The 15643-nt window shown below is 44.8% G+C and carries 14 protein-coding genes; 4 read left to right on the top strand and 10 right to left on the bottom strand.

Features of this window, described 5'->3' with window-relative positions; translation table 11 throughout:
• The first annotated feature begins 2 nt into the window (after positions 1–2).
• From hisH to hchA, 3 genes are all read left to right on the top strand, one after another.
• Positions 3–638: an imidazole glycerol phosphate synthase subunit HisH gene (gene hisH, locus AC5JPY_RS07590; RefSeq protein ID WP_443525526.1), complete on the top strand. Its 636-nt coding sequence runs from the start codon at positions 3–5 to the stop codon at positions 636–638.
• A gap of 171 nt (positions 639–809) precedes the next feature.
• Positions 810–1199: a hypothetical protein gene (locus AC5JPY_RS07585; RefSeq protein WP_443524880.1), complete on the top strand. Its 390-nt coding sequence runs from the start codon at positions 810–812 to the stop codon at positions 1197–1199.
• 406 nt (positions 1200–1605) lie between these two features.
• Entirely contained in the window at positions 1606–2511 is a 906-nt protein-coding gene (gene hchA, locus AC5JPY_RS07580; protein ID WP_443524879.1) for a glyoxalase III HchA, read from the top strand.
• 103 nt (positions 2512–2614) lie between these two features.
• On the opposite strand, the gene AC5JPY_RS07575 is transcribed toward hchA, so the two are convergent.
• The gene (locus AC5JPY_RS07575) at positions 2615–3940 is read right to left on the bottom strand and encodes a valine--pyruvate transaminase (RefSeq protein WP_443524878.1); all 1326 of its coding nucleotides are present in this window, start codon (positions 3938–3940) and stop codon (positions 2615–2617) included.
• A 491-nt stretch (positions 3941–4431) separates the two neighbouring features.
• Between AC5JPY_RS07575 and AC5JPY_RS07570 the strand changes: the two genes are divergently transcribed.
• Positions 4432–5292, top strand: coding sequence for a DUF4760 domain-containing protein (locus tag AC5JPY_RS07570; protein WP_443524877.1), 861 nt, complete (start codon positions 4432–4434; stop codon positions 5290–5292).
• A 336-nt stretch (positions 5293–5628) separates the two neighbouring features.
• Here the strand turns inward: AC5JPY_RS07570 and AC5JPY_RS07565 are convergent, their stop codons facing one another.
• From AC5JPY_RS07565 to nqrF, 9 genes are all read right to left on the bottom strand, one after another.
• Complete coding sequence (locus AC5JPY_RS07565; RefSeq protein WP_443524876.1) at positions 5629–5781, bottom strand: hypothetical protein; 153 nt, start codon at positions 5779–5781, stop codon at positions 5629–5631.
• A gap of 10 nt (positions 5782–5791) precedes the next feature.
• The gene (locus AC5JPY_RS07560; protein WP_443524874.1) at positions 5792–8386 is read right to left on the bottom strand and encodes an ABC transporter permease; all 2595 of its coding nucleotides are present in this window, start codon (positions 8384–8386) and stop codon (positions 5792–5794) included.
• Positions 8386–9099: an ABC transporter ATP-binding protein gene (locus tag AC5JPY_RS07555; protein ID WP_443524873.1), complete on the bottom strand. Its 714-nt coding sequence runs from the start codon at positions 9097–9099 to the stop codon at positions 8386–8388. Before AC5JPY_RS07555 ends, AC5JPY_RS07560 begins: the two co-directional genes overlap by 1 nt.
• Before the next feature lie 51 nt (positions 9100–9150).
• Positions 9151–9939, bottom strand: coding sequence for an arylesterase (locus AC5JPY_RS07550; protein ID WP_443524871.1), 789 nt, complete (start codon positions 9937–9939; stop codon positions 9151–9153).
• A 150-nt stretch (positions 9940–10089) separates the two neighbouring features.
• Complete coding sequence (locus tag AC5JPY_RS07545) at positions 10090–11304, bottom strand: MFS transporter (protein WP_443524869.1); 1215 nt, start codon at positions 11302–11304, stop codon at positions 10090–10092.
• Positions 11305–11648: 344 nt separating this feature from the next.
• Positions 11649–11894 carry a (Na+)-NQR maturation NqrM gene (nqrM, locus tag AC5JPY_RS07540; RefSeq protein ID WP_443524867.1) on the bottom strand — a complete coding sequence of 82 codons (246 nt, stop codon included), beginning with the start codon at positions 11892–11894 and terminating at the stop codon, positions 11649–11651.
• Between the two features lie 182 nt (positions 11895–12076).
• Positions 12077–13243, bottom strand: a complete 1167-nt coding sequence (locus AC5JPY_RS07535; RefSeq protein ID WP_443525524.1) for an FAD:protein FMN transferase — start codon at positions 13241–13243, stop codon at positions 12077–12079.
• 122 nt (positions 13244–13365) lie between these two features.
• A complete protein-coding gene (locus tag AC5JPY_RS07530; protein WP_443524865.1) occupies positions 13366–14166 on the bottom strand; it encodes an SDR family NAD(P)-dependent oxidoreductase in 801 nt (266 codons plus the stop codon).
• 147 nt (positions 14167–14313) lie between these two features.
• A complete protein-coding gene (nqrF, locus tag AC5JPY_RS07525) occupies positions 14314–15549 on the bottom strand; it encodes an NADH:ubiquinone reductase (Na(+)-transporting) subunit F (protein ID WP_443524864.1) in 1236 nt (411 codons plus the stop codon).
• Positions 15550–15643: the final 94 nt, after the last annotated feature.

Below are 15643 nucleotides of genomic sequence, written 5' to 3'. Positions count from 1 at the left end.
AAGTGACTAAAGTAGCATTACTAGATTATGGCATGGGCAATCTGCACTCAGCTGGCAAAGCGTTGTCAGTCGTTGGCGCAGACGTCTCTATCACCAATGACCCAAAAATCGTAGCGGCAGCAGATAAGATCGTCTTCCCTGGGGTCGGTGCCATGCGCGATTGTATCGCTGGTATGAGAGAGGCTGGCATCGATGAGGTCATACGCCAAGCAGTGTTCAACAAGCCCGTCATGGCTATCTGTGTGGGTATGCAGGCGTTGTTTGAGCAATCCGCTGAAAATGGCGGCACAGATTGCCTTGGCATCTTAAACGGCACGGTAGAAGCATTCGATCCGACGTGGACTGACCAGCAAGGCGCTACGATAAAAGTACCGCATATGGGCTGGAATACTATCAATGAGATGGATACCGATCATCCGCTGTGGCACGGTATTGAGGACAACGCGCATTTTTATTTTGTACATAGCTATTACTGCGAGCCTGCTGATAGTGCGCAAGTCGCGGCGGTATGTGACTATGGTCAACCGTTCTGTGCCAGTGTTATCAAAGACAATCTATTCGCCACCCAGTTCCATCCAGAAAAAAGCCATACTGCTGGCTTGCAACTGCTCAAGAATTTTGTAGAGTGGAATATATAGATAAACGATAAATATAAATTGAATATTTAATTTAGCAAAGGGTAGATTATCAATTGTATAATCTACCTTTTTTGTTCTCTATTATTTTCATTCTTAGTTGTTGATTCTCAGTTATTATTGTTTGGTGATACGCTCAATTACTTCTTGCTCGCTTATATTTGGAATACTCTATTGGAATTTACCGATTTTAAACTCAATATGGTTGAGATTACGGGTCTTGCCAAAGATGCTTTACATATCTATGTCGGTATTGGTGTCTACCTGCTTTGTCTATTCTTACTGCGTCCTATCATCAAAAGCCAAAATATCAGAGCATTTATCGCTTTGATTGTTGTGACTGGCGTGGCGTTATCTGGTGAATACTTGGACAATCGCCATATCATCATACCCAAAGGGCTCCTAGCTTTAGAAATGGTGGATATAAAGGCCAGCCTGCACGATCTAATGAATACGTGTTTGCTACCCTATGTGCTCTTTGCGCTCAATAAATGGACGACGGTCTTTCACCCAACCAATAAATCTACTTCAATAACCAAACGCCATAAAAAAACGGACTATTAATCAGTCCGTTTTTATTTGTTCGTTTGAACTTACGACTATTTGCTTTGTGCTTAATTATAAAGCTCACGAAACACTTCCGACAATCGCTTTGATACCATGCTTTTGCATTTGTTTGTCAAGAGCAGTACTCCTATAAGAACATCACACAAATGACTTCTAAAATAGCTTTTACCTAAATCGGTCGCTATTGCAGCGGTTGTGATTTGACAGATCAAACACGCTCTCTTTACAAAGCTTACGAAATATAAAAAGTCTTGTCTATTTAACCCTTTCTCAGTTTGTTATCTTAAGATAAAAGGGTAGCGGTATCGGCGTATATCTTAAGCATATTGTCTTTAGATACTGCCTTTAGATATCGCCTGACTCGGTATCGATCCTCCATAATTAATAATAACTAGGAAGCACTATGAATATCCAAGAAATACTAGACAATGCAAAAGAAACGTTAGGGTTGCAAGCACAAGAAACCGAAGCGGGAGTATATATTCCTTCCAAGTCATCTTTGAAATTGGCGGCCCCAAGTAAAACTAATTATGACAATACAGAGTATGACACGCCGTATACGGGCAATAAAAAAATCCTCATGGTCTGTACCGAGCAGCAATACATGACTATGGAAAACGGTAAAAAGTTTGATACCGGCAATCACCCTGTTGAAATGATGGTGCCCTTATTGCATTTTAAAAAAGCGGGTTTTGACGTGGACGTCTTTACGCCAACAGGAGCGTCTGTCAAAGTTGAGCAATGGGCGATGCCAGAAGATGATGACGACGTTAAACAATTATACGCTGAGTATCGGTCAAAGCTTGAGAGTCCGAACAGTATTGCTGACTTTGTCAAAAATGACATGGCCGATAGCGACGACTATGCAGCGATTTTTATTCCAGGTGGTCATGGCGCGATGCTAGACTTGCCTGAGGACAAGAACCTTGGCGAATTGCTACGCTGGGGCCATGAAAATAACTTGTTTACCTTAGCGATTTGCCATGGACCTGCCGCTTTATTGTCCGTCAATCTAAACGGTTCTGATAAGGCAGATGATAAGTCCGAGCGCGACTTTATCTTTAAAGGCTATGAGATGGTAGCGTTCCCCACTGGTATGGATAAGCAAATGCCAAAAATTGGCTATCTGCCCGGTACGATGCCATGGTACTTTGGTGAAAAGCTTGAAGACCTAGGCGTCACTATTAGCAATAAACTGGCCACCGGTAGCACTCATCAAGATAGAAAACTGATCTCAGGAGATGGACCATTAGCTGCCAATGAGTTTGGTAAACTAAGCGCTAATGAATTACTAAAAGCGCTTAGCTAAAAGGGTGGCAAACCGTTCACCTAAAATAAAATAGACCATTTCAGAGCATAAAAAAACGGACTATTAATCAGTCCGTTTTTTATTCGCTCGTTTGAGTCTATGACTACTTGTTCTGTGCTTCATCATACAGCTCACGCACCACATCCCCAATCACTCTAATACCATCCGTCAGTGTCTGCTCATCGGCGGCGATACTCATGCGGATACACTCATGGGCATGCTGATAATTGGTCACGTCAACACCGGGGAAGAAGTACTCGCTTGGTACAATCAACGTGCCTTTTTCTTTGAGACGCTCATACAGCTCAAGGGTGCTAATCGGCAAGTCTTTAAACCATAACCAAAAGAATATCGCGCCTTCAGGCTTATGAATCATTAGCGGATAGTCGCCCAATGCGTCTTTTAACAGCTTCACCGCGAGTGTCGCTTGCTGTTGATAAAACGGTTTAATCTCATTATCGGATAGCTGTTTGATACGATCGTTTTCTACCAATGGCGTGGCAATTGCTGCACCAAAGCGTGTCGGTGCTAGATTGACTACCGCATTCATCGCGCTGACCGCTTTAATCACTTCGGCATCAGCCACGATAATACCCGTACGCATACCGGGCAAGCCAATTTTGGACAGGCTAAAACACAGAATCGTATTGTTATCCCAATTTAAAGTGACATCAGAATAGATGATATTTGGGAAAGGCATACCGTAGGCGTTATCGATGATCAGTGGTATGTCATAGCGTTTGGCAATCTCGGCGAGATGCGCCATTTCGTCATCGGTCAGCACGTTACCCGTTGGATTGGTCGGGCGTGAGCAGCAAATTGCGCCGATACGACCTTCTTTTAGCGCTGATAAGTTCTCTAACGCATCAAAATCGACACGATATTTAAAGAAGCCTTCCTCGCCATCATGCGTCACTTCATCGATATGCGGCAATACGGCGGTGAAATGCTGACCTTCCACATGCACATCGCTATAGCCGATATACTCAGGGGTCAATGGCAGTAGAATGGACTTGTCGACAGATTCGCTCTGCTCGTTTGTGAACGCACCGCCAAACAGATTAAACAGGTAGAAAAACGCATTTTGTGAGCCATTGGTCAGGGCGATGTTGTCCGCTGTGAGGTTCCAGTCATAATGACGGTTAAAGAAGCCAACCAACGCATCGATAAAGGCAGCATCGCCTTGCGGATTGGAGTAGTTCGCCATGCTGATAATCGCGCTACTATTGGGTACGCCCGCATCGTTATCAACACCTAGCGCCTTATAGGTCTCCAAAAACAGCTCATTGACGGCATCAATTTTGGCAGGGTTACCACCGCCCAGCATGTTGACTGGCTGATCGCTTTTTAGCGCATCGCCGAGATCATCCATCAATTGCGAGATGCCAGTGGGCTGGGTAAATTTTTGACCGAACTTTGAGAATTTCATAAGGCTACCATGCTGTTTGGGAGGGTGTTATAAGTGGGTATTTAACCGATAAAGTTGGGCTAGTATAGCAAAAGGTGGTGATGAGGGTAGAGGTGTTCAGGAGTAGATGTGGATTGAAAAGAGTTTAGTTTATACATATTATTAATATAATTATCATATAGAAGTCTTGTTCATCCCTAACCTGTCGTGTATTCTAAAAATTATCTATTGACAAAACAGAGTATTTTGTGTATAATTAAGCCTCTGCTTAGCCAGCCGTTATTATTTTGATAATAACGGCTGGCTAAGCAGAGGCAGAGAAGTAAACTAATATTCGTTTCTATTTACGTGAACTAATACTGACACCACATTGTCGTGCATAAAACTTTTATACTATGTATTGTATTTTTTATCTGTAAATCAAATTAATAGGGAAGTGAAATTAAGCTTACAATTCTACTTAACTAGGAGAGTTTAAATGGTAAAATTTAATATGTTCAAAAAGGTCGCTCATGAAGGATGGGATGGTTAAACTAACAAGAAAAATCAAATTACCTATAATAACCCCTATTGTATTGTTTACATTAGGGGTTATTTGGTTGTGGTGGCACTATCAGATAAATTATTCAGATGCTGTAACGTCCGCTTCAGGTGGAGCAACGGTACGAAGCTTCCAGGATAGCGTATATAGAGTGGTTCTTGGATCTTTTCCTAGCTATCTTTTAGTGGCTGTAGCTACAATAGGTTTATACTTAACTTATCAGTCCATACAAAGTAGTAAGTCTACTAGTAGGAAACAACTAACAATACAACTTGTGACAGAGCTTAATGAAAATAAGAGACTGCAAAATACTAAGAACTTGATTTTTGTTAAAGGAAACGATCTACCCCAATATTATAGTCAGCTAGACAATCATAAGTACAAAAACAAATCCGATGAGGAAATATCAAAAGAAATTAGACATAAAGAAGATTTTACAATATTTGAACATATAAAGATAAACAAAAATCTTCTAAAAAATGAAAAGAAAAGAAAAGTAGATGTCGAAGAAGAGAAAAAGAAAAGGTATAAGAGAATATTAGAGGATGAAAAGTTAAAAGATGATATCCATTATGTATTAAATTATTATGAACACATCGCTCTAGGTATACGTGTAAAAGCTTTTGAAGAAGAGCTTTTTAAGAATCTACACTATTCTAGTTTTATGAAACTATGGAAATATGCTCATCCGTTAATTATTCGGATTCGAGCCATAAGTGGCAAAAAGACTATCTATCAAGAAATAGAGTATTTAGCAAGAAGGTGGGATAATGAACCCATAAAGATGCACTCTCTTAGCGTAGAAATAATTGATGATGAGAAAATCAATTGAAATATTTACATATTAGGAAGATAAGCTGTTTTATATAAATGAAATTATTCCTGTTCCTATCACTCTTTGTCCAGATATTAGTATAGTATTCCAGTCGGGAATAAAGTGCTTATTTTAAGTTAGATACAACTTATAATTGCGAAATTTTAAATAAGCCCTATCCATCAGACTTTAGTGAAATTATCACTTTTGATGTGCCACACAGTTTCTCATGACTACCAAACGTTAGATGCTTGACCAAAAGTTGTTCAAGCTGTGTCAGTTCTTGCTGATACTTTTCGATACCTAATGTAGACAATATATCTTCGAGTTCAAGCGCATAATGAATAATAGGCGCTACCCTTTTAAGTCATCATTACCTTCAATTCTCGATAATCCACCAGGGCTGAAAATCAAAAAATGAGCTTGGTCGATGCTAATTTCACCAAGGCGTAAAAGTCGAATAACCCCTATCAGAAAAGTACTCACTATTAGATCATTTGAATTCATAGCACATCTCCTAAATCATCGCCCTGACTCTAGCCATAATCCCGCGCCCAATCACCAATCTTACATAAATAATGGCAATGGCAAACAGCAATACGATTAACGCTGCACCGCCAATAGCCAAGCTCATCCACGGCACACTAAACTGTAGATTAAACCACTGCGTAATAGCCGCCCATGCGCCAACGCTGGCGATGACCACCGCAAATGTCGCCGCGCTAATACCAAGCACGCCCAGCTCCAAGATATTGAGCATATACAAGTCGCGCTTTTGCATACCGAGCAGTCTAAATGACGCGCTGTCTTTCATACGATCTTGTGACGTAGACAGTAGCGAGCTGATCAGTACCATGACCCCAGTGAGTAGGGCAAGCAAAGTGAACACATAGACCAAGCGGCTCATTTGTACCACCAGCTCTTGGATTTGCTTCGCAATAGCAGTCCCATCAATCGTCGTGACAGCAGGGAACTCGCGTACCAGTTTGCCTTGTAGCTCTGGAATGGCATCTTCTGATACGTGCGCAGTAGCAAACTGAATCTGCGGCGCAGCGGACAGCACCGACGGCTCAAACAAGAAGTAAAAATACGGGCTGGGGCCACGCTCATAGCGCGTGCGGATACTGGTAATCTGCCCGACGATTTCGATACCTTGAATATTAAAGCGTACCTGATCACCCATACCGACATTGAGCATACTGGCGGCAGTGTCCAAGATGGATAAGGGTTTGACTTGCTGATCGGCATCATCGATAGGCGTATAGAGCGCATCGTCTGTGAGCGAGTCAACGATATACTCGGTATCCATCACCGTATCTGCGTAGCTTAAGTTAAACACCCGCGTAGGATCATCAAAGCCATCTTCAGGCTCGATATCTTTTGCTGGTACATCGTTCGCCGTCTCCACACGGGCGCGAATGACTGGGTAATAGGTGACAGGTGCGTCAATGATCGTATCAATCTCATCGTGTTGATCGCTCTGCACATCGAGCAAAAACAGATTGGGCGCGTCTTCAGGATAGGCATTGATAAACTGCGCGTTGATACTGTGATTGAGGGTGGTGATGAGCGTCAGCACCGCGACCGATAGCGATAAGGTGACAAAGAATAATGCTGATTGATTGCCTTTACGCGCCAGATTATGAATGGCGATACGCTGCATCCAACTGACCTTGGTATTGCTCGCTAACTTATTAAGCAGCCATAGCCACCCACGCGCCAGTAGCCAAAATATCGCTACAAAGCCGATCAATCCGCCCAATAACTGCGCGCCTAATGACAGCGAGCCAACTTCATAAGCGAAGAAGGCATAGAGTCCTGCCAGCACGATGCCATACCATAGTAACGGCGTGCGTCGATACCACGGTAGGTTTTGCGCCTGCGTACTCGCCCCTTGATTGAGTAGGGTGGCGGGTTTGGTGGTATTTAACGTACTTAATCCACGCTGCGCTATCAGTAGGGTCAGAGCTAATGCAATGAATATGGTCTTGATCGCACTGATTGGATTGATGGCGAGACCCACGTCAGCAGGCAAGATAGCCACGAGATACGGCTGACCGATTTTAAGCAAACCTAAACTCAGGATAATCGCGGCGACACAAGCAATGGCGGTGGTGACGATAAGCAGTTGATAATAGCTGCGCTTAAGTGAGCCAAGCGGTTCACCTAATGCCAAGCGAATCGCATTATTGGATTGTTGCTTGGTGACAAACGCGCTAATGACGCCATACATGGCGACGGCCGAGAGTAGCAATACGGCGATGACCAGCAGTTTTAAGAACATCAATACATTGTCAGAGATACGGGACACAGAGGTGTCTTCGGACTCGGCTTCAGACAGCTCGATATCAGGATAATTGGTCAGGATATCTGTGAACGCATCACGCTGCGTCGTTATCAGCTCAGGATCACCTGCTATCTCAATACGGTAATTGACGCGGCTACGCTGACCGAGTAGGTTGGTCGCTGCCAAGGCATCTTGTTTCATCAACACCCGCCCACCAAAACCAAACGCGGTCAAAGGTCGGTCAGGTTCTTTGGTCAGCACATCACTGATGGTAAACTGCGCATCGCCAATAGCTATACGGTCACCGACACTAGCGTTTAGGCTACTAAGCACTTCTGGTGCAACGACGACATTGTCAGAGGTCAGCTGATCCCATAGCGGCTGTCCTGAGGCCAGTTCAACATCGCCGTATAAAGGGTAGGACGGTGAGACGGCTTTGACGCGGGCAAGCAAGGTTTGCTCATCAGTGACCAGCATGGCGCTAAACTGATAATCGTATACGACCTGCGTGTCAGGGATTGTGTCTACTTGTGTCAATACGTCGCTTGACCAATCCTGCTTGCCGTTCAAAATCAAATCGCCACCAACGAGTGCACGCTGATTGTCATTGATATAGCGATCAACAGATTGCTGCACCGAGTCGAGGGTCAGATAGGTGGCAAGCGATAGGGTGAGCGTCAGCAAAAACAATACTGGATAGACCCAGCGTTGCCACCAGCTACGGCTGAGTGCTTGCGAGCCTAGCGTCTTGGTAAACAGTTGATTGAGCATACTAGTATCAGTATTTTTAACATCAGTTGATTGGTTTTCTGTGCGTTGATTCATTAGGTTACAATCCGACCATCATGCATGGTAATGACGCGATCCGCCATCTCGGCAAGCGCAGGATCGTGAGTCACCACGACCAATGCCGAGCCAACCTGCTGGCGCAAATCCAATAATAGCTGCATGACCTGATCGGCATTTTGCTCATCGAGGTTACCTGTTGGCTCATCGGCGAACACAATCTTTGGGTGCGACACCAATGCCCTTGCCACCGCTGTACGCTGCTGCTCACCGCCTGATAACTGATTGGGTAAGCTGTGACGGCGATGACCTAAGTCGACCGCGTCAATCAGCTCGTCTACTCGCGCTGGGTTTGAGCGCCGTGCAATATCTAATGGGAAGGCGATGTTTTCGGCGACGGTTAGGGTGGGCAGTAGATGAAATGACTGAAAGACAAAGCCCATATCCTGTTGGCGGATAACGGCAAGCGCGTCTTCGTCCAAACTGCTGAGCGTTTGATCTGCCAAAGTAACCGTGCCGCTATCGGGGTAGTCCAATGCGGCAAGTAGTCCTAGCAAGGTCGATTTGCCTGAGCCTGATTTGCCCATGATGACCACAAACTCGCCAGCGTTGACGTGGATATCGACGTCTTTGATGATAGACAGGCTTTGCTCGCCGACTTGCACGGTTTTGTTTAACTGGGAGGCGGTGAGTAGGACAGCTTTTTTAGTATCTACTGGCGGTGTTGATGTGGCAGTCGAAGGTGATGTCATTACAGTGTCTCGTTAAGTGGTCTCGTTTGTCGTGTTTTCGGTCATTTCGGCCTAAGGGGTTTCGGCTGCTGTGACTTCTTCTAGCGTGGGTGCTAAGACAGGCAAGATATTGTCATTGACGATGATGGTGTAGCCTTCCTTCGTCGGATGAATCGCATCCGCTTGGTTGAGCGCGCGGTCACCGCCCACACCCTCTAAGAAAAACGGAATAAGGGTGACGTTCATGTCTTTTGCTACGCGAGGATAGATATCTGAGAACGCGGCAACATAGTCATCGCCTAAGTTGTCATAGATTGACATCCCGCCCAAGATGACGACACTGCCATTGTCTTGTAATCGTTTAACTGCCGTACGAATATTCGCTTCAATCGTTGCTACATCGATACCGCGTATAGCATCGTTTGCACCAATGGTCAAAATCGTCACATCAGGTTTGGTTTGTAGCACCCAGTCAAGACGATTGACCAGTCCAGTACTGGTTTCACCACTCAGCCCTGAGTTGATGACCTCGGTATTCTTATACCCCATGGCTTGCAGACGATCTTCTAACTGCGCAGGGTAGTTGTCATCTTTATCCACCCCAAGACCTTCTGTCAATGAATCACCAAGCGCCAAAATAGTCAGGGGCGCGTCGTTGACTTGGATATCGGTGGATACGTCGGCATTAGTGTCTACAGACGTCGTATTGGCTGGACTAGTAGTCGTCTCAGTACTCGTACTCTGTGTTTCAGTGGTGTTGGTAGATTCAGTAGGCTCCGTCTCTTTTTGACAGCCACTGATAGCCATGACAGCCGCGAGCGTGACGATAGCAGGCAAGAAACGTAAGGGGGAGTTCATCATGGGAGTTGTGTCCTATAAGCAATCAAACCAGTGTAGCAAAATAAGACAGCAACCAATATTGCCCTAAGGTTAATTTAGAGACAGGTTTATTGCGCTTTAGAAATTAAAGAATTATAGAGAGTACTATTTAGAGCATTTAATGTTTTATAATCAAATATATTTGCCATCGACCATCACTGGACGACTCACGAGCCACGCAATCACCACGTTTGCAATCATCAGTATCAGCATAATAAAAAGCGGTACACTCCAGCTACCAGTCGCTTCATGAAGCCAACCTGTGCCTAGCGGGCCAAAAAATGCAATCAAATAACCGACGGCTTGCGCCATACCAGACAGCTCACTTGATTGATTGGTGGTATAGGTTCGTAGGGAGAACAGCATCATACTTAAGGTAAAAATCGCTGAGCACCCAATCCCCATCAGGGCTGACCAGAGCCACGCCAACTCCGTGGATAGATAGCTGACGCCCAGCACCCCAACGACATTGAGCACAGCGGCAAACACAGCGAGTGCTTGAATCGGACGACCGCGATTAATTAGCCATGTGAGACTCAAAATAGAGATGGGCGCCATAAACTGAAACACAGAACCCATTTGTCCAGCGCTCACAGCAGATAATCCTTTACTGACCCAAATAGACGGCAAAAAACTAGCAACAGTGTAAAACAATAATGATTGTAGTCCCATAAAAATAGCAATCTGCCACGCAAAGGCCGTGCGCCACATCGAAATATCAGAGGCGTCTGGGTCTGTCGAGACTATGGGTTGATGGTTTGATGAGCCAAGACGCACACGCAAAAGCAGCCAAATTAACAAGGCAAAAACCCCTAAAATCGTCCAACCGCCTAGCGCCCATTGCCAGCCTACTCGCTCAGATAAAGGCAGAACTACCCCTGAGACTATCCCCGCGGTCACGGTCATGGTTAAACTGAACAAACCTGTAATCAGCGGGATATGCCTAGGCGTACGTTGCTTAATGATAGGCGCGGCCAGCGTGTTGGCAAAGCCAATAGCTAGTGTTAGTAACAACGTACCTACCAAAAATCCCGTCCACGTTGGGATCACGGTACGAATCATCATACCTGTGGTCAGTAGCCCAATCATCATAATCAGCGTATTCTCAAGCCCGAAGCGCTTAGCAATTGCTGGCGAGATCAGCGCCCCAACGGCGAAGCTCAGCATAGGGACAGCGCCTAGCCAGCCAATCTGAAACTCGGAGATATCTAATGCCTCTTGTACCACGGGAGCGATAGCGCCGAGTGCAACGATAGGCGCGCGCATATTGGTCGCCAGCAAGACCATGGCACATAGGACTAGCCAAAATGTAAAACGCGGTGACGGTAGATGGGAGGAGGTGGACATAGCAATACAACGATGATAATAGAAAAGAACTGTTGTAAGACAGAGACGACATATCGTCGTCCGCAAAACAACACCAGAGAGCATTTATCTAGAAACTGATACCTAGAAACAGACCGAGACGATCATTGATAGTATCGATCAGCATTCGAAAATTTTGCAGGAAGCAATACAGACAAATCTGCTGGCTAATATTTCTATATAGAAAGCATCCAAATAAAAGGCATCTATAGCCAGAAGATAGCATTGCGCAATAAAAATAGCGTCAAGCCTCCTATAGAAGACTTGACGCTATTATACGAACAGATGTCAGGTAAATGCTACCCGCATAAGGTAATCAAAGAAACTTATACTGACTTGCCCAGTTGAGCCGCTCTTAATGCGTTCTCTTGCTGTTCAGCGATCAATGAGTCACATTTATTGGGATCGTCACCGCAGAATGAGCACTGCTCATCACCCATGAGCTTAGCAACACCACCACAAGATCCTTTAAGCGGTTTTTTCTTGACCATATAGCCAATACCCATAAAAATAAAGAACAGGACAAAAACAGTGAAGGTAATGGCAAGCATCGGGAGTAGTTGGCTAAGCATAGAAGTAACCTCGTTTTAAAATAGGGCAGTCGCGCTAGACATTAATGAATGATTTTCATAAATAAATTTGCTCGCAACTATAGCTGTATTATAACAAATTTTGGCGCTGCTCGTTTTGCATTAACGTATTCTCTTGTTTCACATCTATAAATCTACTGTGTGATCCTGAGCTCAGCATAGGTTTAGCGTTTTTTGTCTGTACGTAATGCTTGCATCGCCGGAGTCTGCACCACTTGCCAGTTGTCGATACTGTCGTTGGTAGCGTCATCCAAAGTATTACTATCAGCGCCACCTACCTCTACATCATCAGCCAATATTACAAACATGGCGGCTAAATCTTGCGTGGTAGCCACATCTAGTGCTTTTTGATAAGGCATTGCCGTAAGAGCAGTCGCCCATGCATCGGCCAGTGCAACAGAGTCAGCGGCGACCGTTACTGAAGGCGCGCCACCTGCAATGGGTTCGCCTGTGGTTGGATCAATGGTATGACTATAGCGTTTACCATCGAATATGACAGAATTGCGATAGTTGCCCGAGGTTGCCAAGTGCATTTGGGTGGCGGTAGTTGTTGGTTGGCGAATGGCAGATATGGTTTGGCGTTCGCTGACAGTACTGCCTTCGATAGGCGCGTCAATCGCAATCTGCCATGGCTGCTGTTGGCTATTCACACCAGAAGTAGCAATCTCACCGCCAATCTCAACCATGTAATTACGAATCTGATACTCATCTCTGAGTACGTCAGCAATCACATCAACGCCATATCCTTTAGCAACCGCAGAAAAATCAAGCTCGACACCGTCTTTCGTCTTATAGAGGGTTTGGTCTTTTTTTATAATGCTTTCAAAGTCTACCAGCGCTTTTGCTTGAGCAATCTCAAGTGCTGTTGGGGGACTCTGCAAACGCTCAACGGTCATGGTACTGCCAAAGCCCCAAGTTTCTACTAATGGCATCACAGTAGGATCAAACGCGCCGCCAGATTGTCCGTAAACAACCTGTGAGATATCTAGCACCCGACTAAAATCAGCGTCAATGACAATAGGGGTATTTGCACCCAACTGATTGAACTTAGATATGGTCGAGTCACTCTGGTAGGTCGACATGCTGTCATTGATTTGTTTTAATCGCTCATCAATCGATGCTTGTATGGCAGCTTCGTCTGCACTGTCTACATTGTCAGGCAGCTGGTAACTGATATGATAGCTCGTCCCCATAGTTTCACCAGTCAGATAGTTATAATCTGGTGTCTGCTGGCAGGCGCTGAGGCTTATAATACTACCAAGACCGACGATGCTAAGTAGCGTGTTGTTCAAAAGGTTTCTGGAAGCTGGGCGGTACGTGTTATTTTTCATAATATCTTCGGTATGATGCACAAATAAATAGGGTGTAAAACAAGTCATGCTCATTTTACACCCCTTAAGCCCCAAAATACTAACGATGGTAATACTCAATGATCGTTTGTTTGGCTGCTCGATTATTTTACTTGTGACTCACGTATCAGCTTATACAGCTTTGGCGGCGATACTCGATTGACTCTGGTTGCCAGCTTTTCTTTACTACCAGCGACAATGATATATTCTTCGCCCTTTATGAGCGCCTTCATAACTTGTTTGGCAAACTCAGTTGCAGTCAGACCGTTACTGGTTGCCTCATCCATAGTGCCTTGAGCACTACCATCGCCTGTCAAAGCATTGATAGAGATGTTGGTCTGGATAAACCCTGGGAATATTGTCGCCACTTCTATGCCTTGATCATATAGTTCAGCACGTAAGCTGTTTGCCCACATATGAAGTGCTGCTTTGGCTGCCCCGTACGCACCGCGATATTGCGTGCCCAACAAACCTGCCACACTCGATACCATAACAACCTTACCGCCGCCTTGTGCAATCATGTCAGGTAATATCAATCTCGTTAGACGCGTTTGTGCAAAGTAGTCAATCTCCATAATCTGACGCTCGACCTCTTCATCTGTCTCCATGATGAGCGAGCGTTGACTAATACCAGCATTGTTGATGAGCCAATCGATCTTTCCTGCTTGAGCTCTAGCAGTGTCATAAGCGGCTTTTGTTTGACTGGCATCACTGATATCAAATGGTACAACAATATGCTTGCTAGCACGCTTGCAGCTTTTTTTGACGGTTTCTAGTTTTCCACTATCACGTCCACTTAGAACAATTCGAGCGCCACGTTTGGCAAAAGCAATAGCGAGGGCTTCACCTATGCCACTAGAAGCACCCGTGATCCAGATGGTCAGATCTTTGTACTTTGTTTTCATAAGAGTCCTTTCTTAGTGTGTAGAGCATCCATAATATAGGATAGCAAAGCTACTCTACCAATTAGATTTGTAGTTAAAATTTTGGCATAAAAAAAGAGCCTCAATTGAGACTCTTTTTTTATATGCTTCTAAATTCAGCTAACTGGTTTAACCACCGAAGTCATCAAGCATGATGTTTTCGTCTTCTACGCCCATGCTGTGTAGCATGTCGATGACGGCAGCGTTCATCATCGGTGGCCCACACATGTAATACTCACAATCTTCTGGGTTTGGATGATCTTTCAGATAGTTTTCGAGCAATACATTATGGATAAAGCCAGTTGGACCTTCCCAGTTATCTTCTGGTAATGGGTCAGACAGTGCAACGTGCCACTCAAAGTTATCAAACTCTTCTTCTAGTTGATCATAATCTTCAACATAGAACATCTCACGAATCGAGCGAGCACCATACCAGAAACTGATTTTACGATCAGTGTCTAAGCGCTTCAACTGATCAAAAATATGCGAGCGCATCGGAGCCATACCAGCACCACCACCAACAAAGATCATTTCAGCTTCAGTCTTTTTGGCAAAGAATTCACCATAAGGACCTGAAACCGTCACTTTGTCACCAGGGACGAGACTAAATACCCATGAAGACATTTTGCCTGGCGGAATACCTTCACCGCCACGTGGCGGTGGACTTGCGATACGAATGTTGAACTTGATCAGGCCTCTTTCTTCAGGATAGTTGGCCATCGAGTAAGCACGGATAACAGGCTCATCAACTTTTGACACATAGTCGAAGATACCAAATTTTTCCCAATCTTCTCTATATTCTTCATCAATCGCAAAGTCTTTGTAATGTACTTCATGCGGCGGCGCTTCGAGCTGTACATAACCACCAGCGCGGAAGTTTACTTCTTCGCCTTCTGGGATTTTTAGTACCAGCTCTTTGATGAAAGTAGCCACGTTATCATTAGAGATAACTTCACATTCCCACTTTTGTACATCAAAGAACTCAGGATCGATCTCAATCTTCATGTCTTGCTTAACAGCTACCTGACAGGCCAAGCGCATGTGATTGCGGATTTCGCCTTGAGTAAAATAGCCTTCTTCGGTGGGCAAAATAGAACCACCACCTTCAATAACGCGGCAACGGCACTGCGCACAAGTACCACCACCACCACACGCTGAAGACAAAAATATACCTTCGCCTGCTAGGGTTTGCAGTAGCTTACCGCCTGCTGGTGTCACCACGTCATTATCGGGATTATCATTGATATGGATAGTAACATCGCCTGAACTGACCAGTCTTGAGCGTGCCGCCAAAATAATAGCGACAAGGCCCATGATGATCAAGGTAAACATAGCAACGCCACCAATCGCCGTAGCGTAATCCATGGTAGGTATCCTTAATCTATGGGGTAGGGGAGCGGAGGCATGTTTTATGCTGTATCCGAACCCTTACCGAATAAATGAATTAAATAAGTCAAAC

The organism is Psychrobacter sp. H27 (assembly GCF_059072655.1).
This window is presented reverse-complemented; position numbering and strand designations above follow the sequence as displayed.

Coding starts and splice junctions, on each gene's coding strand:
- hchA (WP_443524879.1), top strand. CDS start 1,606: ATGAATATCCAAGAAATACTAGACAATGCAAAAGAAACGTTAGGGTTG.
- AC5JPY_RS07575 (WP_443524878.1), bottom strand. CDS start 3,940: ATGAAATTCTCAAAGTTCGGTCAAAAATTTACCCAGCCCACTGGCATC.
- AC5JPY_RS07570 (WP_443524877.1), top strand. CDS start 4,432: ATGAAGGATGGGATGGTTAAACTAACAAGAAAAATCAAATTACCTATA.
- AC5JPY_RS07565 (WP_443524876.1), bottom strand. CDS start 5,781: ATGAATTCAAATGATCTAATAGTGAGTACTTTTCTGATAGGGGTTATT.
- AC5JPY_RS07560 (WP_443524874.1), bottom strand. CDS start 8,386: ATGAATCAACGCACAGAAAACCAATCAACTGATGTTAAAAATACTGAT.
- AC5JPY_RS07555 (WP_443524873.1), bottom strand. CDS start 9,099: ATGACATCACCTTCGACTGCCACATCAACACCGCCAGTAGATACTAAA.
- AC5JPY_RS07550 (WP_443524871.1), bottom strand. CDS start 9,939: ATGATGAACTCCCCCTTACGTTTCTTGCCTGCTATCGTCACGCTCGCG.
- AC5JPY_RS07545 (WP_443524869.1), bottom strand. CDS start 11,304: ATGTCCACCTCCTCCCATCTACCGTCACCGCGTTTTACATTTTGGCTA.
- nqrM (WP_443524867.1), bottom strand. CDS start 11,894: ATGCTTAGCCAACTACTCCCGATGCTTGCCATTACCTTCACTGTTTTT.
- AC5JPY_RS07535 (WP_443525524.1), bottom strand. CDS start 13,243: ATGAAAAATAACACGTACCGCCCAGCTTCCAGAAACCTTTTGAACAAC.
- AC5JPY_RS07530 (WP_443524865.1), bottom strand. CDS start 14,166: ATGAAAACAAAGTACAAAGATCTGACCATCTGGATCACGGGTGCTTCT.
- nqrF (WP_443524864.1), bottom strand. CDS start 15,549: ATGGATTACGCTACGGCGATTGGTGGCGTTGCTATGTTTACCTTGATC.